Source organism: Streptomyces sp. 3214.6 (assembly GCF_900129855.1).
GTDB lineage: Bacteria > Actinomycetota > Actinomycetes > Streptomycetales > Streptomycetaceae > Streptomyces > Streptomyces soliscabiei.
Genome location: NZ_LT670819.1, coordinates 252628 through 274709 on the forward strand (window position 1 = coordinate 252628; position 22082 = coordinate 274709).

Sequence of the window (22082 nt, forward strand, 5' to 3'; positions counted from 1 at the left end):
GCGGATCCCCCGCGCAGCACCCGCGCCCACGACGAGAGCCCCGACCCATGACCGCACCCGAACACCCCTGCCGTTCCCGCCGATACGCAACCCGCGGATCTGCGATCAGCGGGCCGTCGTGGAGCGCGAGATGACGGTGCGCCCGCGCTCCGCCAGGAGACGTGCGATGCGGGCGGTGTCTGTGCGCCGGGAGTGACCCGAACGACTCAAGATCGTTGGCAGCGCATGACCAACACCAAGCGCGTGCTCGCCGCTGCCGCCCTCGCAGCGGCTGTCCTGTCCTGCTCCGGCGTCGCACAGGCACAGCAGGAAACGCCGGCGCCCAGCCCGTCAGGCGACCAAGTCATCGACCTCATCGGGCAGGCCTTCACCACCATCTTGAACAAGCAAGCGGAGACTCTGATCGGCAACCTCTTGAATCAGTGAGCGACAAGACGAGGACCTGCTGTGAAAGTGCCGGTCACAGCCATTCCTCGACGGCTGCGATCAGCACGCTCGCTCCGCAGCGGACGACGCATCCGATGCCCCTACGGATGTCAACCTGCTGGAGCCGACGCCGGAGATTTGCCCCCTGGATGCGAGGAGGGCCTGGCAGACCTCGCGGACGGCAGAACCGCCCGGGACCTCTCCAGCCGGACGGCCAACTCCGCAGCCTCAGCCCGGAGTCCTTCCACCCGCTGTCGAGCAGCCGCCTCCCGTGCTTCCAGCTCTTCCGGCAACGACACCATCACGCCCTCCTCCACCCCGCCAGGGTAGGAGTACGACGGCGCCGACCACACCGCAATCAGCGTCTTCCCAACTCAGCTATCCCTCGAAAGGGCCACACTCAATTTCAACGGCACAAGCTCACGGCTGTCCTCACGACGTCGGTCTGCCTAGCTCCTTCACTTCGGTCATTGACTGGCTGAGCACCATCTCACCGGTATCCACAGCGGTGGCGAGGTCGTGATGCAACGCTTCTGGAAGCGCTGCCGCGTCGAGAGCGCAGCTGCGGAGTAGGACCTCGCAGCCCCGCCGCTGTGCGTCTGTCGCGAGTGCGCCGAACAGAGGGTGGGCCAGGACCTCGCGGGCCGCGTATCCATCGCGTGCTTCTGTTGTTCGCCGGACGAGGTCGTCGATGAGGAGGCGGGCTTCGGGATGTGCGGCTGATTCGACGGCGTCCAGGACGGTGAGGCCGAGTCGGACGTCGAAGACGGTCGTACCTGCCTTCGTCTCGTGGTTCAGGTAGGTGTTCGTCAGGGCCGTCAAGCAGTCGTCGACTGGTCGGTTCGCGGCGCGGCGGCACAGCGTCGTCAGGCATGCGGTGACGGCCTGCTCCCATGGCTCGCCTGGTGTCGTAGCGGCAAGCAGCTCGTCAGCACCGCTGGTCTGGCCAGAGGTGAGAGCCGCGACGACGGCGACTTGACGCCCGTCCAACATCCTGGCGCCTACGCCCCGGTGCTTTTCGATATGGGCCAACGCCTCGCACCACCGCCCCGTGGCGGTGAGGCTGCGTGTGCCGTCGGCGAGGAGCACGCGCCATAGCCATGCCCGTACCTCTTGCCGACCGTCGATGGTGGAGGTGAGGTCGGCTGGCACGGTGATTCCTTCGAAGGAGACTGCGGCGGCAGTCCCGACGGCCTCGTACAGGTCCAGCAGTCGCTGGCGGCCGTCGTCGTTTCGGCCGGCGCGGATCTGCAAGCGGGCGAGGTTGACCAGGGGCTCCAGTCCACGGATGGCGCTCATGGCGGGTAATGGGCACGCGTTGAGGTAAGCCGCAGCGTGCCGATGGCACATCGCTCGGGCGAGACCCGATAGGCCGAGATCGGAGGCGATGAGCGCGCTCTGGTTGAAAACGGTGGAGGCCAGCCCCTAATCGCTCAGCTCCACGGCTCTTGCGGCCAGGCCGGTCACGTAACGCACTCGATCGGGCAGCGGCAGGCAGGCCGGACGGAAGCGGGCAATCAGCGGGAAACGTCTTGCTATTGGGCCGTGCGGATCCATGGTCACCTCGGGCGACGTCGGCACGATGACGGGTGAACGAGCCAGGGGGCGGTGCCCGTCGGGCACCGCCCCCTACGCGTGGGCAGTTGTCTGTACGGGCCGTTGTCAGTGCCAGTCGACGACGATGCGGTTGAGCGGCGTGTCGAGGGCGAAGAGGCCGGGGCGCTGCTCGACCACGGGGGCGTCGAGGGGTCGGATCTCGAAGGTGGCCTCGCGGTCGCGGTACTCGCGGTCCCAGGTGCGGACGGCGTCGGCGACCTTCGCGGCCAGCTCGTCGCTGCCGGGGCCGTGGCCGATGACGCCGAACTCCCAGAGCTTGCCGCCGTCGGAAGTCTTCTTGTCCGACAGGCGGCGGGTGAGGTAGGTGACAGCGCCCTTGTCGACGGCCGCGGTGGACGAGGGATAGGGGTCCTCGGTGAGGACGGTCCCCTTGGCTTCCTTCGGGAACAGCATCCGGACCAGGCCGCTGGGCACGGAGCAGGAGACGAACAGCTCCATCCACTCGGGCGACTCCATGGCCTGGACCGTCATCCCGGTCCACTCCTCGGTGCGCGGCTGCTCCAGCACTCCGGCCAGGGCGTCTGCGTCGATGCTCTGTCCGGCGGGGGCCTGGAGCCGTACGGCGCCGGCCGTGCTGAGGGGGATGACGCGGCGGTCGTCGTCGGCGATGCCCCTGCGCAGAGGCATGAAGGTGTTCATCTTGCTGCTGACGCTCGTCCAGCGGCCGTGGTGCTGTTCGTAGGCGATGGAGCGGGACACGCTGCCCTTGAGCCGCTGGGGTACGACGAGGCGTCCGCCCGGGGCGAGTTGCTGCATCCAGGCGTGCGGGACTCCGTGTGCGCCGACGGTGGCGATGATCCGGTCGTATGGGGCGCCCTCGGCGTGGCCGACGGCTCCGTCCCGGGTCAGGGCCTGAACGTTGGTGAATCCGGCGGCGGCGAGGTGCGCGCGGGCGCCTTCCACGAGGTCGTCGTCCACGTCGATGGTGGTGACGTGGCCGCTGTCGCCGACCAAGTGCGCGAGCAGGCCGGCGTTGTAGCCGGTGCCCGCGCCGAGTTCGAGGATGCGTTCGCCGGGCTGAGCCTCCAGCTGGTCGAGCATGAGCGCGACGATTCCAGGCTGGGAGGCGCAGGAGATCGACGTGCCGTCGGTGTCGTACTTGATGTTGACCGGCACGTTGGCGTAGGCGTCTTCGAGCGAGGCGTCGGGCACGAACAGGCGCCGGCAAACGGTGCGCAGCGCGGTCTCGACGGCAGCGGTGCGGGCGTATCCGGATGCGCGGATCTGGTCGACCAGGGCGTTGCGGAGCCGGGTGGCCTCGGCGTCGGGGGTGGTGATCGTGTCGGTGTTCACCGCCTCGACGCTAGTGCTGGATTCCTCAAAGGAAGTACACATAGCGGCGGCGTAAGCGCCTGGTGGGTGGTGCGGGTCTGCCCCAGATCCAGGGTCGGGCGCGGGAGTTGAGCTGGTCGGTGGCGACGTTTGTGGCGTGGGTGATGTGGCCTGGGTCGCCGAAGGAGCGTCCAGCCAGGGCGGTCTTGCGGAAGATGCGCCACCAGCCTTCCTGGAGGTTGAGCCAGCAGGCGCCGACCGGGATGAAGACGTGCTTGATGCGTGGGTGGTCCTCGAGCCAGGTCCGGGTGGACACGCTGTTGTGCGAGGACAGGTTGTCCGTGATCACGTAGATGTCCCCGGCGGGGTTGGCGTCCTCGACCAATTGGAGAAACTGCTGGTAGAAGGCGCTGTTGCGGGAAGTGGCGGTCATCGTGACCGCTTGACCGTCGCGGACGCGTAAGGCGCCGTAGACCCAGGTTTTCTCCGGTCCGCGGGAGTAGTCGATCTCGTTCTTGATGCGGTGCCCGTCCGGCGACCAGCCCGGTGCCGGCGGGAAAGCGCGGGGGATCACCGGGCCGAGTTCGTCGGCGCAGACCACCGTCGCGCCGGCGGGCGGGCTGGTGTAGAGCTCGACGATCCGCGTCCTTTTCCCTCGAAGTCCGGATCCTTCGAGCGCGTCCAGGATCGCGTGCGCCGCCAACGGACCCCTTCCGCGAGCAGAATCCGGCGCACCTGGGAGCGGCTGACCCCGATGCCCAGGCCCCGGGCCGCAGCGACCAGCGTGTCCAAGGTCCACTCCGAGGGCCCTGACTCGTCCGCGGCCCACATCTCGTTCGACGGCTGCACCTCGAGTCGGCCGGGCGGGGTCTGCTTGACCAGGCCGACGATCCTCGAGCGTTCGGCTTCGGTGATCCTTCGCTTGCGGCCCTGCCCGCCCAGATCCTCCAGGCCCTCCAGCCCCAAGCGGTTGAAGCGGTGCAGCCAGCGGCGCACCGTCTTCTGACCGCACCTCAACTCGTCAGCTATCTGCGGGACCCGCCACCCCTCCCAGCTCAGCTCCACCATCCGGCACCGCTCCACCACATCCTTCGGCGCCTTTCTGGCCGACGCCAGGCGGTGGACCACCGCTTGCTCACCCTCTTCACGGCCCGGCCGTGCCCTCAACACCATGACCCAGCACCCGCCCCCGAGTACCCGAAACCGCCCCGCTACCAGCAGCTATACCCACCGAAAGAGGAATCCAGCACTAGTGCTGGATTCCTCAAAGGAAGTACACATAGCGGCGGCGTAAGCGCCTGGTGGGTGGTGCGGGTCTGCCCCAGATCCAGGGTCGGGCGCGGGAGTTGAGCTGGTCGGTGGCGACGTTTGTGGCGTGGGTGATGTGGCCTGGGTCGCCGAAGGAGCGTCCAGCCAGGGCGGTCTTGCGGAAGATGCGCCACCAGCCTTCCTGGAGGTTGAGCCAGCAGGCGCCGACCGGGATGAAGACGTGCTTGATGCGTGGGTGGTCCTCGAGCCAGGTCCGGGTGGACACGCTGTTGTGCGAGGACAGGTTGTCCGTGATCACGTAGATGTCCCCGGCGGGGTTGGCGTCCTCGACCAATTGGAGAAACTGCTGGTAGAAGGCGCTGTTGCGGGAAGTGGCGGTCATCGTGACCGCTTGACCGTCGCGGACGCGTAAGGCGCCGTAGACCCAGGTTTTCTCCGGTCCGCGGGAGTAGTCGATCTCGTTCTTGATGCGGTGCCCGTCCGGCGACCAGCCCGGTGCCGGCGGGAAAGCGCGGGGGATCACCGGGCCGAGTTCGTCGGCGCAGACCACCGTCGCGCCGGCGGGCGGGCTGGTGTAGAGCTCGACGATCCGCGTCCTTTTCCCTCGAAGTCCGGATCCTTCGAGCGCGTCCAGGATCGCGTGCGCCGCCAACGGACCCCTTCCGCGAGCAGAATCCGGCGCACCTGGGAGCGGCTGACCCCGATGCCCAGGCCCCGGGCCGCAGCGACCAGCGTGTCCAAGGTCCACTCCGAGGGCCCTGACTCGTCCGCGGCCCACATCTCGTTCGACGGCTGCACCTCGAGTCGGCCGGGCGGGGTCTGCTTGACCAGGCCGACGATCCTCGAGCGTTCGGCTTCGGTGATCCTTCGCTTGCGGCCCTGCCCGCCCAGATCCTCCAGGCCCTCCAGCCCCAAGCGGTTGAAGCGGTGCAGCCAGCGGCGCACCGTCTTCTGACCGCACCTCAACTCGTCAGCTATCTGCGGGACCCGCCACCCCTCCCAGCTCAGCTCCACCATCCGGCACCGCTCCACCACATCCTTCGGCGCCTTTCTGGCCGACGCCAGGCGGTGGACCACCGCTTGCTCACCCTCTTCACGGCCCGGCCGTGCCCTCAACACCATGACCCAGCACCCGCCCCCGAGTACCCGAAACCGCCCCGCTACCAGCAGCTATACCCACCGAAAGAGGAATCCAGCACTAGTGCTGGATTCCTCAAAGGATGTACACATAGCGGCGACGTAAGCGTCTGGTGGGTGGTGCGGGTCTGCCCCAGATCCATGGTTTGGCGCGGGCGTTGAGTTGGTCGGTGGCGACGTTGGTGGCGTGGGTGATGTGGCCTGGGTCGCCGAAGGAGCGTCCGGCCAGGGCGGTCTTGCGGAAAATGCGCCACCAGCCTTCTTGGAGGTTGAGCCAGCAGGCGCCGACTGGGATGAAGACGTGCTTGATACGTGGGTGGTCCTCGAGCCAGGTGCGGGTGGACACGCTGTTGTGCGAGGACAGGTTGTCCGTGATCACGTAGATGTCTCCGGCGGGGTTGGCGTCCTCGACCAGTTGAAGGAACTGCTGGTAGAAGGCGCTGTTGCGGGAGGTGGCGGTCAGTGTGATCGCTTGCCCGTCCCGGGCTCGCAGGGCACCGTAGACCCAGGTCTTCTCCGGTCCGCGGGAGTAGTCGATCTCGTTCTTGATGCGGTGTCCGTCCGGCGACCAGCCCGGTGCCGGCGGGAAAGTGCGTGGGATCACCGGGCCGAGCTCGTCGGCGCAGACCACCGTCGCGCCGTCGGGCGGGCTGGTGTAGAGCTCGACGATCCGCGTCCTTTTCCCTCGAAGCCGGGGTCCTTCGACCGGGTCCAGGAGCGGGTGCGGCGCCAGCGCACCCCCTCGGCCAGCAGGATCCTGCGCACCTGGGAACGGCCCACCTGGATGCCCAGCTCCCGGGCGGCGGCGGCCAGTGCGTCCAGGGTCCACTCCGCCGGTCCGGCCTCGTCGGGCGCCCATATGTCGTTCGACGGCTGGACCTCGAGCCGGCCGGGCGGGGTCTGTTTGACCAGGCCGATGATCCGGGAGCGTTCGGCCTCGGTGATCCTTCGTTTGCGGCCCTGCCCGCCCAGATCCTCCAGGCCCTCCAGCCCGGAGCGGTTGAAGCGGTGCAGCCACCGGCGCACCGTCTTCTGACTGCACCTCAGCTCGTCGGCGATCTGAGGGACCAGCCACCCTTCCCAGCTCAGTTCCACCATTCGGCACCGCTCCACCACAACCTTCGGCGCTTTTCTGGCCGCGGCCAGACGGTGGACCACCGCTTGCTCGCCCTCGTCACGGCCCGGCCGTGCCCGTAACACCATCGTCCAGCACCCGCCCCCGAGTACCCGCAACTGCCCCGCTACCAGCAGCTATACCCACCGAAAGCGGAATCCAGCACTAGGCAACAGGCGTCACAGCCGTCCCAGCGGTGATCGAACCGGGATCGGCTGCCGCGCCGCACTGGAGCTCGCTGATGCTGTCTGGGCGGACGAGCCGGCGACAGGGGGGCCACACGTTCCCACAGGCCATCAGGCGCAAGATCGACAGGCACCCAACAGATCCTGCCGACACGACACCCAACTGCCAAGTCACACAAGGCATTTCATTCCGAAACGATCAGTTGGACGGTGGGGCGGCAGACATGTACTACGTTTCTCCTGTTTCACCGGTGACGTCACATTCAGAGGCCGGCAGCGAAATGGTGCACGCTCTCGACGGTCGCGTCGTACATGTCCGGGGTGGCGGCCCGGAGCATCAGATCGCCTCCGTGGCACGTCCCTGCCACTGTCCGTGACGTGGCCTCGACCCCGGCCTCGACGAGACGGCGGTGGTAGACCAGCCCCTCGTCACGCAGCGGGTCGAGCTCGTTGACGGAGATGGCGTGCGGCGGCAGTCCGGACAGGTCCTCGACCGTCGCGTGGTAGGGCCAACAGAGGGGATCGGTGGCGTGCTCAGCACCGGGGTCGTAGACCTCAGCGAAGATCGCGGACCCGTCACACGCCATGAAGTACCCGTCGTTCTCGACGAGCGACGGCAATGCCGCTTCACGCTCCTCGGCGCTGGCGCCGTAGAGGCCCGAGATGTACGGCGCCAGAGCGTAGACACCGTCGACGGCCGCGAGCCTGCCCTCGCGCTTGGCACGGATCGCGGTGGCGAGCGCAAGGTTGCCCCCACCTGACTCGCCCGCGACGGTGAGTGTGGAGATCCCCAGCGCCGCGCGGTGCTCGTGCACCCAGTCGAGCGCTGCTGCGCAGTCGTCGAGGCCGGCCGGGAACGGGTGCGCACCGAGTTCGCCACCACCGTTGCGGAACTCGACGCCGATGACGACGAGTCCGGTGGCGGCCAGCTCATCCTGGGACCGTGCGTAGATCGGCCCCGAGCCCTTGCACATCACCATGGCGCCACCGTGCAGGTACAGGATCCCGGGCAACGGCGGGGCAGAGGAGTCCGCGGGCCGTGTCACGTACAGCTGGATGTCGTTGCCGGCCGGGCCGGTGATCGTCTCGGTGCGGTGGTCGAGCCCCGCTATCGGCTCCAGGCCGTCGACGAGCGTGGCGAGGAGTCCCTCGGTCCCGGCCTCGGCGGCCATGACGAACTCGAGTAGCTGCTCCCGCGGGGCGTCGGGACCGAACGGGGCAGGCTCGATGTTGTCGTCCAGGCCGAAGGGTGTCAGTGCCTCGACGACCCGTGGATCGGTGCGTGGGTCGGTACGCAGGTTTCGGGTGTGGTCGCCCAGGCGTCCGGGCCGTTCGATCGCCGTTGTGCTGTCCGAATTCATTATCACGCCTTTGCTCTCCCGCCGTCTGTTTTCCCGACGGCCACTGTGGATCGCCCAGACAATCGCAGTTCAGCACCCCCCAGCCCGCCGAGTGAATCACGTACAGCAAGGGCAGTGGCCGGGCTGCCGCCGGGCATCTCGGCAGCACCCGCGCCATCAACCCTGACTTGCCGATCCGCTGGTGTCAACAGTGGTGCTAACTCTGCTGTCAATATCGGTGTCACCATCGTTGACACGCTTTGGGTGAGTGGCCATGATGACGACGGGGTCGCTGCCACCCTCTCCGACACGCCAGGAAGGGACAGCGCATGACAGTCATCCGAGAAGAGCTGTGCTGCAGGCCCGCCCCGGAGGGACGCACGGTGAAAGCGCTCGTTGATCACAGGAACGGTGACCGATGAACGGCACTGAACTGTCCACCGCGCGCCGCCTGCTCGGGAAGCTGCCCTTCGTCGACCCGGGCCGGCCCCCGCTGCCCGCGAGAACCGCGTTCCTGACCGGTGCCAGCTCGGGCATCGGCAAGGCGCTGGCAGCCGAGCTGTGCGCCCGCGGCTACGACGTGTACCTCACCGCGCGCAGAATCGAGGTCCTGGAAGAACTGCGGTCACAGCTCACCGCCGCGTTCCCGCAGTGTTCGGTGACCGTGGCCGCCCTCGACGTGACCGAGCACGAGGCCGTGGCGCGGACGGTCGACGACGCGGCCCGGCAACTGGGCGGCCTCGGAATGGTCATCGCCAACGCGGGGGTCGACATGGGGGGCAACATCGGGGAGGGCCGCTTCGCGGCGCACCGCACGGTGGTCGAGGTCAATCTGCTGGGTGCGATGGCGACCATCGACGCGGCCGTCGCACACTTCCGCAACAAGGGCGGCGGGCAGGTGGTGGGCTTTTCCTCCGTCGTGGCCGGGGCGGGCCTGCCGGGCGGGGCGCCGTACTGCGCCTCCAAGGCAGGGATCACGAGGTACCTTCAGTCGCTGCGAGGCGAGCTGTGGAACAGCGGCATCACCGTGACCACGGTCGCCCCCGGCTACATCGACACCCCGATCAACGAAGCCCTGGGCGACAAACGGCCGTTCCTCATCGACACCCGCACGGGCGCCCGCAAGATCATGGACCGCATCGAGTCCGGCGCCGTCCACGCGACAGTGCCCCGGGTGCCCTGGACCGTCGTCGAATACCTGCTGGCCCGGCTCCCGACCCGTCTGCTGCGGAAGGTCAATGCCTGACCGCCCAGGCCCGGGTACCACTCACGCGCCGGTGCCGAGCCGCCATCACCCGGTGACCGTCGGGCCGGGCCAAGCCTTCGGCGTGCACCGCACACCCGGCCCTGGTGCCACCCAGCACCTGCCCGCTACCGAGCCCCCCGGCTGGTTCCATCACCTGCCGCAGCGCCCGCCAGAGCGCCCCGCACGCCCTGAGCACTACGTCGACTACGTCTGGGCCGGTTGACCGCCTGCCGCCGGCCTGCGCCCCCGAACGCGTCCGGGTCGAGCCACTCTCTCTGCCCGGAGGCTCCTTTCGCCGCTCCAGTACTGGACACGGCACCCGACCGCCTACCAGTTCTGAGGTTTCTGACGATGCTCCTCTTCCCTCCCGCTCCCGCGCCCGCCTGCCAGGCGGCCCTCCGTGCAAGGGGCATTCAGTGAAAACGACCAGCGACACCGCGCTGACGTTCACCGTCGCTGCTGCCCTGGTCGCCGGAGTCACGCTCGGCAGCAGCGGCAGTAACGTGATGCCCGTCTTCGTGGACGACTTCGCCGACCGCTTCGACCTGTCCAGCACCAGCGCCGGACTCGTCGCCGCCAGCCAGCTGACGGCGGTCGCGATCACCACCCTCCTGCTCGCCGACCGCGCCGCCCGCCCCGGACGCGTCCGGATGGCCCGCAGCGGGCTGGCCCTGGCCACCGCGGGATTCATCGGCGCCGCCCTCGCCTTCGACATTCTGACGCTGATCGCGGCCGGCCTGGTGCTCGGCGCCGGGCTCGGAGCCGTCTACGCCGCCTCCACCGCCGCCCTGGCCGGCGCCGGCGGCGACGCCGACAAGACCTCCTCGATCGCCGTCACCGGCGCGCTGTTCGCGAGTGCCCTGCTGATCCTCGCCTTCCCGGCCGTCAACGAGTCCGCAGGCGGGGGAACCGGCTTCTTCCTGCTGGCCGTGTGCTGCCTGCCTGGCTGGTTCCTGGTGGGCCGCCTTCCCGACGGCCCGGGCCCGGCGGGCAGTCCTTCCGCGCCCGCCCCCAACGCGAACTGCTCCCGGTCGGCCCGTCCCTCCGCCGTGCTGCTGGCCGGTGCCGGCCTCCTGATGGCCGTCACGCAGGGAGTCTGGTCCTACGCCTCCGTCCTGGGGCGCGGCCACACCGGCATGTCCGCCTCTGCGCTCTCCGCCGTCCTGGCCATCTCCAGCGTCGTCGCACTCGCCGGAGCCGTAGCCGGACCGCTCGCCGTGAAGCGTTTCGGCCGCCTGCGCTCGATGACCGGGTTCGTCGTCGTCGAAGCGTTCAGCACGGGGCTCCTCATCGTCACCCACAGCCCCACCCTGTTCATCGCCACCGCTGTCATCTGGCAGACGTGCTGGCTGGCCGTCCTGGTACAGATACTCGCCGCCGCCTCGGTCATCGACTCCACCGGACGGTGGGTGGCCGCCCTCAGCGGCGCCGGAGCACTCGGCGCAGGCATCGGCCCCCTGGCCGTCGGCACAATCATGGACAACATGGGCGACGGCGTCCTGAGCATCCTCCTCACCGCCGGAACACTCATCGCCGCACTCCCCCTCCTCAAGATGACCGCATCCAGCGACGCGGCAGCAACCACTGCATCCGTCACACCCCACCCGCAGGCCACGCCCATCGCGAGGACGACCACCGAGAAACCAGCCGCACCAGCGGAATGAAACACCCGCCCCACGATGTGTCGGCGACGGCTGAGACCACTCCGAACCGTTGCACAAGCCGGTGGCGGCGCGGCCCACGACTGTGCCTGCCTGATCCCGCCCCGGGTGGCGTCACGCCGCTGCTGACGCCACCCGAACCACTCCATGGCAACCCGGTAATTCGGGCTGTCCGCGCCGCTCCGCCCCGCGGCTGGTACGGGACCCCGTTGACAATCACCGAGCTGATCCGTGCCCCGGACTCCCTGCGCACCGCAGCCAGCGCCGCCGGTCTGCCGCTGCGTCACCCTGTACGACGTCTGGGTGCGCTCCCCGCTTTTCCTGGAGTCCGCCTGCTCCCACCGCCGGTGGCCATACGTCCGCGTGGCACCGTACAACCCGCCGGACCCCGACGCGCTGCTGAGCTACTCTCGTCAATGTTCTCGGTCGGCACCTCGATTCCTGATCAGCTTCAGGGAGTTCTTCGGCAACCCTCACCTGCCAAGCCTCCCTCCTGACCGCCTCGGGATCGTTCGTCTTCGCCATCGGTGTCCAGTTGGACGCGTTCGTCGTCCGCATGACCCTCGTACCGGCCGTGATGGGATCCTGGACCGCCGTGCGTGGTGACTTCCCCGGTGCGCAGCGGGCGCTCCCCGACGGGGACATGCCGGCGAACGGCTTACGCGTCACCTGGACGCATCCGCACCGGTTCTGACGTCGGCCTCCTCCGGTCAGTCCCTGAGGCGGCGAGGCGCCCGCCTCACCAAGTGTTGGGCCCCACGGTTCGGTTTCGCCCGGGCGCCCGGCTGCCTCGGCATCTTGCCAGCCTGTGAGGGCGAGTTGGTCGCTGTGGCCTTCAACCACCGTGTCGCATTCGAGGGGTTCGCCCATCTCAATGGGACGCCGGCGCTCGGCGTGCGCCGCCGGGAACGGACTGTTCGATTCAGCGACGGTTGCAAGGCAGGCAGATGGGGTTTCATCTCCACGCCCAGGTGACCTCCTCGGCCGCCGTGTGCAACGTCCCGCGAGCCTGGGCCGGGCGTTGACGGGTGCAAGGGACCCGGACGCTCAAGGCGGGTCAGCGCATGCTCGAGTGACCGCGTCCGCGGCGGGGTGCTGCCGTGTGTCCGACCGTGGCCGCCAGTTTGGGCAACCGGCGCCAGTCCAGGTGCGGTTGATGCTTGGGAACACCGGGCCGCTTGCGGGGAAGGCGGACGCGCAGCGCGCCGGGGGTGATACGGCAGTGCACCGGGGTGGGCAGGACAAGGGCTTCGCCGTCGAGGCCGGCCTCGATCTCCGCGCGGTCTGCGTCGATGACGACCTCGGGGGCAGTGAGGATGGTGAGGCCGTCCGGTTCGGGGTCCAGGAGCAGCGCGGCGGCCTCGGCCGCGCTGTCCACCCGGGCGCCGAGGACGCCGAGCGGGGCGCTGTCGAGGCGTTCGCGCCGGCCGAATCTGAAGGGGTCGTCCGTGCGGTAGGGATTGTTGCCGACCAGCACGGCCTGCGGGTCGGTGAGGGTGTTGTTCCCGGCGCGGGCGGTGAGCCGGGGGCCCTGCTGCCGGGTGAGGAGATCGGGCAGTAGGTCGAGGCTGGTGCTGATTTCGTCTTCGCGGTACGCGGGACTCTGGACGATGGCCGCATAAGCGCCGAACGAGGCGTTGTTGACGAAGGGGTGTCGGCCGGCGAAGCCGAGGTCGATGCGGACCTCCACACCGTCGGTGAGTGCGTCGAGGCAGGTGGCGGGGTCGACGCGGTCGAGGCCGAGGTCCATGGCGAAGTGGTTGCGGGTCCCCGCGCTGATCACCAGGAAGGGGATGTCGTGCTCGGCGGCGACGGCCGCGACCAGGGCCTGGGTGCCGTCGCCCCCGGCGACCCCCAGCAGGTCCGCGCCGTCCGCGACGGCGGCACGGGCCAGGGCGGCGACGTCCTGGTGGGACTCCGGGTCCAGCAGGATGACGCGCGCGCCCAGCCGCTCAGCTTTGTCCTTTACTGGTGACCAACTCGACTGACATGGACCACAGTTGACATACAATCGCATACGCCCGAGAGCTGCCGTCACCTTGCTGGCGCCGCTCCTCGCCGGAGCCCTGACGCTGACCGCCGTCACCGCTCCCGCCGTCTACGCCGCCGACACCGACGCCGCCCCGGCCTTGGCGGAGAGCGCCTGAGTCTCGGCCCCGGAATGTACGTCGTGACGCTCACCGACGCGCCCGTCGCCGCCTACGAGGGCGAACTGCCCCGTCTGAAGCGGACGGCACCGAAGTCCGGCAACCGGCTCGACCCCGACTCCGGCGCGATCGACGCCTATCGACGCCATCTGGACGACCGCCGCGCCGAGGTCCTCGACGCCGTACCCGGCGTCAAGGCGCTCTACGACTACGACTTCACGCTCAGCGGCTTCGCCGCGAAACTGACTGGCCGGCAGGCGTCGAAGCTGGCGCCGACGCCGGGGGTCGCCGCGGTGACCCGCAGCACGGCAAGCCGACCGACGGCGGATTCCCCGGGCTCCGCCGGCTCTCCGACGCCGGACCACGCCCCCGCTGCGGAGGCTGCGGGTCGAGCCGGAACCACCACGGACCGGGCCTCGGAAGCACCTGCGTCCGACGCATCCGGCACAGGGAAAACCACCCCGTCCGGCTCGCTCCCCGACCTCCCCGCCATGCTGGGTCTCTCCGGCGGCAACGGGCTCTGGTCGAAGTTCGGCGGGCCCGAGCACGCCGGTGAGGGAATGATCATCGGCATCGTGGACACCGGCTTCGACCCGTCGAACCCGATGCTCGCCCCACTTCCGGAGCCGCGCCCCGACGCCGAGGCCATCGCCAAGAAGTGGCACGGCACGTGCGACGAGGGCACCGACCCCGACCCCGCCAACCGCGTCACCTGTAACAACAAGGTGATCGGCGCCCAGTGGTTCCGCAAGGGCGTGGCCGCGCCCACCCCCGACGACGTGGCCTCGCCACTGGACCGGAACAGCCACGGCACACACACCGGTACGACGGCCGCCGGGAACCACGGCGTCGAGGCGTCGATCCCGGGCACCGGCACCAGCGGAAAGCTCAGCGGGGTCGCGCCGGCCGCGCGGCTGGCGTACTACAAGGCCTGGGAGCACGAACTGCTGGGGCGTGGACACCGTGGCCGCGATCGACCGGGCCGTCGCGGACGGCGTGGACGTCATCAACTACTCCATAGGAGGGGATATCACCCACCCGACCGTCAAGGAGGCCATGTTCAACGCCGCCAAGGCGGGCGTTTTCGTCGCCGCCTCGGCCGGCAACAGCGGCCCGGGCACCGTCCAGATCACCGCCCCCTGGTTGACGACGGTCGCCGCGTCGACGCACGACACCGACTACACCGCCTCACTCACCCTGGGCAACGGCCGCCGCATCACCAACCGCAGCCTGAACTCGGGCGTCCCCTCGACCCCCCTGGTCAACGCCGCCGACGTGCGCACGTCGGACGCCGACGCCGAGCAGGCCGCGCTGTGCGCGCCGGGCACACTCGACCCCTCGGTGGCCGCGTACTCCTTCACCGTAGGCGAGTCCTGCTTGCTCACCTGGGACAGGGGGATGGCGAGGGTTGCCCATGGTCGCCTCCACCCTTTCCGCCGACCCGATGGAGCAGGTCACCCCCGAACTCGGTGACACACCGGGCTCCAGTACAGACTCCCGGCCGGCACGACCAGCCAGCAGTACACCCTGTGGAACTCGGAGGTGGGCCAGGGCGCCCCCGCCAACGGCGGCCTCCCCGCCCTTCAGGCACTGCCAGCTGTCGTCGAGGCTGTTGACGGGTTGCCGGTCCTGTTCGACTCCGGCATCCGCAGCGGAGCCGACATCGTCAAGGCCATCGCCCTCGGTGCCACCGCCGTCGGCATCGGCCGGCCCTACGCCTACGGCCTCGCCCTCGGCGGCACCGACGGCATCGTTCACGTGCTGCGCTCACTGCTCGCCGAAGCCGACCTGATCATGGCCGTCGACGGCTATCCCACCCTCGGTCACCTCACTCCAGAAGCCCTCCAGCGCGTCATGTGAGACGCCACAAAGCCTTCGACTTGGGCGCACCCACTCTGGCTCGCCGCTCCACCGGTGTCAACAGAGGTGCCTACGCTGATGTCAGCAAAGGTGTCACCAACGTTGACACGACTTTGGGTGAGCGGTCATGATGACGGCGGGGTCGTTGGACCCCTTCTCCGGCACTCCACGAAGGACATCCAATCGTGTTGTCAAGCCGCAGCCGTGACGGGAGGTGAAGCGTGATAGCACGATCCGTCACGGATCATGGCCCACAGGACGTTGAGGCGTCGGCGTGCGAGAGCGAGCAGGGCCTGCTTGTGTCCCTTCCCCTCGTTCCGCTTGCGCCGGTAGTACGCCTTGGAAGCCGGGCACGCCGGCAGACTGGCCATCGCCGAGAGGTACATGGCCCGCAGCAGGCCGCGGTGGTAGCGGCGGGGTCTGCGCAAGTTGCCGCTGACGCGGCCGCAGTCACGAGGCTGCGGAGCCAGGCCGGCGAACCCGGCCATGGGCTGGCCGTGCGAGAGCAGCAGTCCGATCAGCAGGGCGGCGGCGCCGTGGTTGAGGTCGACCGCCCACAGCACGTCGGTGGATATCGCCAGGGCATCACCGATCAGCTCCAGCAGCTCGGACTCGTCGTTCAGTACGCGGCGGGACCGCAGCCGTTCGCCGTCCCTGTTGATCACCATCGCATGGTGGTGCGTCTTGCCGATGTCCACTGCGGCCCAGATCTCGGGCACGGTCACCTCCGCCAGCTCGTCGTCACGTCAACCCAGCAGGCGACCTCGCCGACGTTGTCCTATGCAGCGATCGAGTCGCGTCTCCCAATTGGCGGTCGAGTCGTCGCGGGGTCCGGGGCGGCCATGTCCTTCAAGCCATCCAGCGGCTCACCCATGACAGCCATACCCCGGGCCCCTGGGCCTCGCCGATCTTACGAGTGACCAGTTCAGACCCACATCAATAGATAAGACAGCCATGACAGCAATCCAAGAAGAGCTGTGCTGCAGGCCCGCCCCGGACGGACGCACCGTGAAGGCGCTCGCGGATCACAGGAACGGTGACCGATGAGCGGCACTGAACTGCCCAGGACGTCGACAGCGCCCGCGTCTGGCTCAAACAGCTGCTCAACGCGCTGCTGACCGTCAAACAGCTGCTCAACCCGCTGCTGACCGACGGCAGCGGCACCCCGCCATGAGTTCCCCAACCAGCCCTCCCCACAAGAAAAGGATCGGTCGCCATGGATGCGGACGTCATCGTCGTCGGAGCAGGCCTCGCGGGCCTGGTCGCCGCGCACGAGCTCACCAGCCGGGGCCGCAGGGTCGCGCTCGTCGACCAGGAGAACGCAGCCAACCTCGGCGGCCAGGCCTTCTGGTCCTTCGGCGGACTCTTCCTCGTCGACTCCCCGGAGCAGCGGCGCCTGGGCATCAAGGACTCCTTCGACCTGGCCTGGAACGACTGGCAGGGCAGCGCGCAGTTCGACCGGGTCGACGACGAGGACTCCTGGGCGGTGCGCTGGGCCCGTGCGTACGTCGAGTGGGCGGCGGGGGAGAAGCGGTCCTGGCTGGACGGACACGGCATCACGTTCCTGCCCACGGTCGGCTGGGCCGAGCGCGGCGACCTCAGGGCCGACGGGCACGGCAACTCCGTGCCCCGCTTCCATGTCCCCTGGGGCACCGGCACCGGCGTCGTGGAGCCGTTCGTCGACCACGCCAAGCAGGCCGCCCGCGATGGGCTGCTCACCTTCTACCACCGCTACCAGGTCGACCAGCTGGTCATCGAGGAAGGCTCCGCGCGCGGGGTGCGCGGCACGGTCCTCGCCGAAGACCGCTCGCCCCGCGGAGTCGCCTCCAACCGCGACCGCATCGGCGACTTCGAACTCACCGCCCAGGCCGTCATCGTCACCACCGGCGGCATCGGCGCCAACCACGACATCGTCCGCCGCTACTGGCCCGAGCGCCTCGGCACCCCGCCCACAAACATGATCACCGGCGTCCCCGCCTACGTCGACGGACGCATGCTCGACATCAGCGCCGAGGCGGGCGTACGGCTCGTCAACCGCGACCGCATGTGGCACTACACCGAGGGCCTGCAGAACTGGGACCCGATCTGGCCCGGCCACGGCATCCGCATCCTGCCCGCCCCGTCCTCCCTGTGGTTCGACGCCCTGGGCCGCCGACTGCCCGACCCGTGCCTGCCGGGCTACGACACCCTGGGCACCCTCAAGCACCTGCGCACCGACGCGGCCATCGCCGGTCACGACCACTCCTGGTTCATCCTCACCCAGAAGATCATCGAGAAGGAGTTCGCACTGTCGGGCTCCGAGCAGAACCCCGACATCACCGCCAAGGACCGGGCCGGGTTCCTCAAGGAGCGGCTGCTCGGCAAGGGCGCCCCGGGACCGGTGGACGCGTTCCTGCGCAAGGGCGCGGACTTCGTCACCGCCTCCACCGTCGAGCAACTGGTCGAGAAGATGAACCAGCTGACGGACAAGCCGCTCCTCGACGCGGCCGAGATCCGCCGCCAGATCGAGGCCCGCGACCTCCAGATCGCCCACCCCTACAGCAAGGACGCCCAGGTGCAGGGCATCCGCAACGCCCGCCGCTACATCGGCGACCGCCTCGGCCGCGTCGCCACCCCGCACCGCATCCTCGACCCGGCGGCCGGCCCCCTGATCGGCGTCAAGCTGCACATCCTGACCCGCAAGACCCTCGGCGGCATCCAGACCGACCTGGACTCCCGCGCCCTGGGCGCCGACGGCCGACCCGTCGACGGTCTGTACGCGGCGGGCGAGGTCGCCGGCTTCGGAGGCGGAGGCGTCCACGGCTACAACGCCCTGGAGGGCACCTTCCTCGGCGGCTGCCTCTTCTCCGGGCGAGCGGCGGGACGGGCGGCGGCGAAGCAGGCCGCCTGATCGACGAACGTGCGGCAGAGGTGGTCGGGGAACCTGACCGACCGCCCCTGCCGCGCGCACTGGGCTACAAGGCTCCTGCCAGTGGGTGGTGGGCTGTCCCACCGGCGCCAAGCAGAGCGTGCAGTTGTCCTTCCTGCCCGACACATGCGCCGACGGAGCGCGCATCGTTACCGGCGCACGCGCCCTGCGGATCCTGCTCGACCACGACCGCCCGGGGCCGCCATGGGCGGCGGGCATCCGGGCGGACGGCAGCGAGCTGGAGATCCTCAGCCCCCCGCCGTCACGGCCGCGGGCGCACTGCATACTCCGCCGCTTGCTGCGCCGATCCGGCCTGGGCGGTCATCCCCGCCTGGGCCGCAACCTCAGCTTGTCCTACCTTCCAAGCGTGGGTCAGAGGCGATCATTCGTAAGATCATCGGACCCAGGGATTCCGGGTATGGCTGTCAGCTTGTCGCCGTCCGATGGCTCAAATGACTTGGTCGCTCGGAACCCTGCGACGGCTCGACCGCGAATGGGGATACGCGGCTCGATCGCTGTGCAGGCCAACGTTGGCGAGGTCGTCTGCGGGACCGGAATGACGACGAGCTGGCAGAGGTGGCCGTGCCCGAGATCTGGGCTGGCGTGGACATCAGCAAGGAGCATCACCACTGCGTAGTGATCGACGCGCAAGGCGAACACCTCCTGTCGCGGCGGGTTCTGAACGATGAATCCGCGCTGCTTTGAGCTGATCGGCGACGTACTCGCGCTGTCCGAGGACGCGTGGTGGGCAGTGGACGTCGACCACGGTGGTGCTGCCCTGCTCATCGGGCTACTGGCTGGCCACGGCCAGCCGATGGTCTACCTCACCGGCCTCGCCGTGCACCAGGCATCGGCCGCCTACCGCGGGCAGGGCAAGACGGATGCGCAGGATGCGTTCGCCATCGCCGACCAGGCCGGCATGCGCAAGGACCTCGGCGTTCTCCGGCCCGGTGACGAGGCAGCCGTCGACCTCAAGATCCTGGTCCGACGCCGCACCGACCTCGTCAACGACCGCACCCGCCAGATCACACCGACTCCGGGAACAACTCCTGGAAATCTTCCCGGCGTTTGAGCGATCGCTCAGCCTGACGAGCAAGGGGACGATCCTGCTGCTGACCGGCTACCGGACGCCGGCCGCAATCCGCCGCAGCGGAGTCAAACGCATCGAGACCTGGCTGATCCGTCACCGGCCGGTACACCGCGAAGGCGCGGGGATGCAGGAGCTGGAGCGGATCATCGCTCTCCGAAGTGAACTGGACCTGATTACCCAGGAGTTGGCCAAGCAACTGCAGGAGGTCCAAGCCGAGCAGGTGGAACTGGTGATCGCCGAGCGGGTCCTGCACCGGCCGGCTGAGCAGGACCGGGCCGCGGAGGAGTCGTCGCGGCCGTCGCCCCGTCGCCCGCCCGCCCGGGTGGACGGGACGGGCGGTCCTACTGATCTCGTACCGCAGCGAGACTCCCCACGAGGGCGCCCTGCCCGCTGACTACCGCAGGATCCGGGCGATCGTGCGGGACGCCGACGGCCCGGTCCAGGTCGGGGCGGCGGGCGAGGAACTGGGTCTTGAGGTGACGGTGCCCGGCAAGCAACTTCACGATGCACACCGCTCATTGCCCCGTTGCCCGACGAGGCGTCAGTTCTCCGTATGTTCGCTTCCTTCTGCGCGGGCTGCGCGGGCGCGCTGCGCGCGGAGCTCCACGGCGTCGAGGAGCAGGCCGAGCGCGGTCTCGAACTGGTCCTCTTCGTCGATTTCCGCGAGATGGGGGGCGACTTGTGCCAGGTTCGGGTACCGCTGTGGCGAGGCCGCCAGGTACTCGCGGCGCCAGGCCAGCCGGTCGCCTTCCTGAGCGGCCTTGTCCAGCACGTTGAAGGAAGCCTCGAAGGCGCTGGCGGCGAGTGCCGTTTCAGCCAGGACCCGGTAGTACGAGGCCGCTTCGCGTCCCTGGAAGCCGGCCTCGAGCAGGGCGCCGATGACCACGTCGGCACCCTGGAACTCCGGCTCGCGCCGCGAGGTGCGGGCCGCGACCAGGACGGCCACACCTGGGTGCCGCAGGCATGCGGCGCGGATCCGTCGGGCGAGCGACGCGAGGGTCTCGCGCCAGCTTTCCGACGGTGCGAAGTCGTGCAGGGCATCGGCGACCAGCCGGGCGGCCAGGCCGAGCAGCAGCTCGTCCTTGCTGCGGAAGTGCCGCAGGACGGCTGTGTGGTCGGCGCCCAGATCGGTGCCCAGCCGACGGAAGGTGAGCGCCTCCGGACCGTCCCTCTCGATCACGGCCATCGCGGTGTCCAGGATCAGATCCGGGGTGAGGAAGGATGCCGGACGCTGCTTCCGCCGCGCGGGAGCGGCTCCTGCCGGATTGGTCTTCGCGCGTGTCATGGCCGTCATCCTATCGACGGCGTTGTCAACGGTGGTCCTCGTGCAGGTGGTCGGCCACCGCCCGCAGTGCCGTGACGGACTCCGCGTCACGCGAGGGGTCGTCCGCCGTCGGCCACGCGCTGGTCTTGACGATCACCACGTCGGCGTCCGGGTCCACATACAGGTACTGGCCGTGGATCCCCACCCCGGTGAACGGACGTCGCTCGCCGCCGAGTGTCCACCACTTGTTGCTGTACCCGTAATGCGGGTAGCCGCTGGGGCCCAACGCGCCGACCTCCAGGTGCGGCACCCCGCGACCCCGGCTGCGCGCCACCCATTCCCCGGGCACGATGCGCTGCCCGCCCAGTTCTCCGCCACGGGACATCAGCAGCCCCAGCCGGGCAATGTCGCGGGCGGTGGCATTGAGCGAGCCGCCGCCGATCGCGGTACGCGGATGCCCCCGGGTGAGCCAGTAGTACGCGTCGTGCTCCGCGCCGATGCGGCTCCAGAGGCGCTCCGTGGCGTACCGCGCGAGGGAGCGGCCGGTGGCGGACTCCAGCACCCATCCCAGGACCTGGGTGTCGATCGTCGAGTAGCTGAACTGCGTGCCGGCCTCGGTCGAACGCTCGGCCGAGGACACCACCTCGTGCAGCGAGCCGCCCCCTGTGGCGGCCTGGGCGAACCGGTTGATCAGACTGTCCCGAACGGTGTAGTCCTCCACCAGGTCACCCACCCCGCTGCTCATGTCGAGCAGATGCTCGATGGTCACCCCGTCGAAGGCGGAGCCCACCAGCCACTTGCAGTACACCGTCACCGGCTCGGTCACATCCTTGATCGCCCCCTCGTCGAGGGCGATCCCGATCAGAATCGACGTCACCGACTTGGTCATCGAGAACATCTGGAACCGTACGTCGTCCCCGGCGAAGTACCCCGGGTACGACTCGTGGACGATCTCGCCGCCATGCAGCACGACGAAGGAGGTGGTGTTCGTTCGAGCGTGCAGTTCGGCAAGGCTCCGCTCCTGCCCCTCGAAGCCGTAGGTCACTTCCAGGGGGCGCGGTCGCCGGGGCAGGGGGAACACCTCCCCGCCGCGGCGGACGTCCTCGGTGGGCATGAGGAGATTCATGTGGGTGAACGTCCACTCATTGACCGGGCGGCGGGTCATCACCTCGTCCTGATGTCGCCACAGCCACACCGCCCCGGCGCCCGCCGCGGCGGCTCCCAGCAGCCATCCACCCACTTCAATGCGCATTACTGAGCCCTTTCATCGCATGGACATGTCGAGCTTCGGCGACCTCACTCTGGCTCACCGCTCCACCGGTGTCAACAGTGGTGTTAACTCTGGTGTCAGCATGAGTGTCACCACTGTTGACACAGGTGAGTGGTCATGATGACGACGGGATCGTTGAACCCCCTCTCCGACACTCCACGAAGGACAGTGCATGACAGCCATCCGAGAAGAGCTGTGCTGCAGGCCCGCCCCGGAGGGACGCACGGTGAAAGCGCTCGTTGATCACAGGAACGGTGACCGATGAACGGCACTGAA

Annotated in this window: 19 protein-coding genes and 5 pseudogenes; 10 read left to right on the top strand and 14 right to left on the bottom strand. The window is 69.0% G+C overall.

What is annotated here, in order from left to right:
* Nucleotides 1-225: 225 nt before the first annotated feature.
* Nucleotides 226-426 (top strand): hypothetical protein, encoded by a 201-nt coding sequence (locus B5557_RS00965; protein WP_079657333.1) that lies wholly within the window; start codon nucleotides 226-228, stop codon nucleotides 424-426.
* A 432-nt stretch (nucleotides 427-858) separates the two neighbouring features.
* On the opposite strand, the gene B5557_RS00970 is transcribed toward B5557_RS00965, so the two are convergent.
* The 9 genes and pseudogenes from B5557_RS00970 to B5557_RS01010 form a co-directional block, all read right to left on the bottom strand.
* Nucleotides 859-1848, bottom strand: a complete 990-nt coding sequence (locus tag B5557_RS00970) for a hypothetical protein (protein ID WP_231976521.1) — start codon at nucleotides 1846-1848, stop codon at nucleotides 859-861.
* 240 nt (nucleotides 1849-2088) lie between these two features.
* Nucleotides 2089-3348, bottom strand: a pseudogene (gene fxlM, locus B5557_RS00975) (methyltransferase, FxLD system); the annotation flags it as partial.
* A 13-nt stretch (nucleotides 3349-3361) separates the two neighbouring features.
* A complete protein-coding gene (locus tag B5557_RS00980; protein ID WP_107472541.1) occupies nucleotides 3362-3916 on the bottom strand; it encodes a transposase in 555 nt (184 codons plus the stop codon).
* Nucleotides 3886-4488 carry a helix-turn-helix domain-containing protein gene (locus B5557_RS00985; protein WP_079657334.1) on the bottom strand — a complete coding sequence of 201 codons (603 nt, stop codon included), beginning with the start codon at nucleotides 4486-4488 and terminating at the stop codon, nucleotides 3886-3888. The genes B5557_RS00980 and B5557_RS00985 overlap by 31 nt, the downstream gene beginning before the upstream one ends.
* Nucleotides 4489-4579: 91 nt before the next feature.
* Nucleotides 4580-5134, bottom strand: a complete 555-nt coding sequence (locus B5557_RS00990) for a transposase (RefSeq protein WP_107472541.1) — start codon at nucleotides 5132-5134, stop codon at nucleotides 4580-4582.
* Nucleotides 5104-5706: a helix-turn-helix domain-containing protein gene (locus B5557_RS00995; RefSeq protein WP_079657334.1), complete on the bottom strand. Its 603-nt coding sequence runs from the start codon at nucleotides 5704-5706 to the stop codon at nucleotides 5104-5106. The genes B5557_RS00990 and B5557_RS00995 overlap by 31 nt, the downstream gene beginning before the upstream one ends.
* Before the next feature lie 91 nt (nucleotides 5707-5797).
* On the bottom strand, nucleotides 5798-6352 hold the full coding sequence (locus B5557_RS01000) for a transposase (protein WP_107472542.1): 555 nt from the start codon (nucleotides 6350-6352) through the stop codon (nucleotides 5798-5800).
* The gene (locus B5557_RS01005) at nucleotides 6322-6924 is read right to left on the bottom strand and encodes a helix-turn-helix domain-containing protein (protein WP_079657335.1); all 603 of its coding nucleotides are present in this window, start codon (nucleotides 6922-6924) and stop codon (nucleotides 6322-6324) included. The genes B5557_RS01000 and B5557_RS01005 overlap by 31 nt, the downstream gene beginning before the upstream one ends.
* A 359-nt stretch (nucleotides 6925-7283) precedes the next feature.
* Nucleotides 7284-8381, bottom strand: a complete 1098-nt coding sequence (locus B5557_RS01010; protein ID WP_079087438.1) for an alpha/beta hydrolase fold domain-containing protein — start codon at nucleotides 8379-8381, stop codon at nucleotides 7284-7286.
* Nucleotides 8382-8778: 397 nt separating this feature from the next.
* Between B5557_RS01010 and B5557_RS01015 the strand changes: the two genes are divergently transcribed.
* From B5557_RS01015 to B5557_RS43435, 3 genes are all read left to right on the top strand, one after another.
* Nucleotides 8779-9606, top strand: coding sequence for an SDR family NAD(P)-dependent oxidoreductase (locus tag B5557_RS01015; protein WP_079657336.1), 828 nt, complete (start codon nucleotides 8779-8781; stop codon nucleotides 9604-9606).
* A gap of 416 nt (nucleotides 9607-10022) precedes the next feature.
* Nucleotides 10023-11270 (top strand): MFS transporter, encoded by a 1248-nt coding sequence (locus B5557_RS01020; RefSeq protein WP_231976196.1) that lies wholly within the window; start codon nucleotides 10023-10025, stop codon nucleotides 11268-11270.
* A 553-nt stretch (nucleotides 11271-11823) separates the two neighbouring features.
* The gene (locus B5557_RS43435) at nucleotides 11824-11961 is read left to right on the top strand and encodes a hypothetical protein (protein ID WP_159424298.1); all 138 of its coding nucleotides are present in this window, start codon (nucleotides 11824-11826) and stop codon (nucleotides 11959-11961) included.
* A 363-nt stretch (nucleotides 11962-12324) separates the two neighbouring features.
* Here B5557_RS43435 and B5557_RS01025 read toward each other — a convergent pair.
* Nucleotides 12325-13236, bottom strand: a pseudogene (locus tag B5557_RS01025) (diacylglycerol/lipid kinase family protein); the annotation flags it as partial.
* A gap of 192 nt (nucleotides 13237-13428) precedes the next feature.
* Here B5557_RS01025 and B5557_RS45590 point away from each other — a divergent pair.
* From B5557_RS45590 to B5557_RS01040, 3 genes and pseudogenes are all read left to right on the top strand, one after another.
* Nucleotides 13429-14286 (top strand): annotated as a pseudogene (locus tag B5557_RS45590) (protease inhibitor I9 family protein); the annotation flags it as partial.
* A gap of 82 nt (nucleotides 14287-14368) precedes the next feature.
* Nucleotides 14369-14887, top strand: a complete 519-nt coding sequence (locus tag B5557_RS45595) for a S8 family serine peptidase (protein ID WP_269460201.1) — start codon at nucleotides 14369-14371, stop codon at nucleotides 14885-14887.
* A 78-nt stretch (nucleotides 14888-14965) separates the two neighbouring features.
* Nucleotides 14966-15274 (top strand): annotated as a pseudogene (locus B5557_RS01040) (alpha-hydroxy-acid oxidizing protein); the annotation flags it as partial.
* Between the two features lie 191 nt (nucleotides 15275-15465).
* On the opposite strand, the gene B5557_RS01045 reads toward B5557_RS01040, so the two are convergent.
* The gene (locus B5557_RS01045) at nucleotides 15466-15999 is read right to left on the bottom strand and encodes an IS110 family transposase (RefSeq protein WP_331716813.1); all 534 of its coding nucleotides are present in this window, start codon (nucleotides 15997-15999) and stop codon (nucleotides 15466-15468) included.
* Between the two features lie 491 nt (nucleotides 16000-16490).
* On the opposite strand from B5557_RS01045, the gene B5557_RS01050 reads away from it, so the two are divergent.
* From B5557_RS01050 to B5557_RS42425, 3 genes and pseudogenes are all read left to right on the top strand, one after another.
* Nucleotides 16491-18164 (top strand): FAD-binding dehydrogenase, encoded by a 1674-nt coding sequence (locus B5557_RS01050; RefSeq protein WP_079657338.1) that lies wholly within the window; start codon nucleotides 16491-16493, stop codon nucleotides 18162-18164.
* A 118-nt stretch (nucleotides 18165-18282) separates the two neighbouring features.
* On the top strand, nucleotides 18283-18819 hold the full coding sequence (locus tag B5557_RS42420) for a hypothetical protein (RefSeq protein ID WP_231976197.1): 537 nt from the start codon (nucleotides 18283-18285) through the stop codon (nucleotides 18817-18819).
* Nucleotides 18765-19360, top strand: a pseudogene (locus B5557_RS42425) (IS110 family transposase); the annotation flags it as partial. The gene B5557_RS42420 and the pseudogene B5557_RS42425, both read left to right, overlap by 55 nt.
* A gap of 253 nt (nucleotides 19361-19613) precedes the next feature.
* On the opposite strand, the gene B5557_RS44070 reads toward B5557_RS42425, so the two are convergent.
* From B5557_RS44070 to B5557_RS01075, 3 genes are read right to left on the bottom strand one after another with little or no spacing between them, the layout of a single operon-like run.
* Complete coding sequence (locus B5557_RS44070; protein WP_162499659.1) at nucleotides 19614-19775, bottom strand: hypothetical protein; 162 nt, start codon at nucleotides 19773-19775, stop codon at nucleotides 19614-19616.
* A 38-nt stretch (nucleotides 19776-19813) separates the two neighbouring features.
* The gene (locus tag B5557_RS01070) at nucleotides 19814-20557 is read right to left on the bottom strand and encodes a TetR/AcrR family transcriptional regulator (RefSeq protein ID WP_099938413.1); all 744 of its coding nucleotides are present in this window, start codon (nucleotides 20555-20557) and stop codon (nucleotides 19814-19816) included.
* Between the two features lie 25 nt (nucleotides 20558-20582).
* Entirely contained in the window at nucleotides 20583-21788 is a 1206-nt protein-coding gene (locus tag B5557_RS01075; RefSeq protein ID WP_079657341.1) for a serine hydrolase domain-containing protein, read from the bottom strand.
* Nucleotides 21789-22082 lie beyond the last annotated feature (294 nt).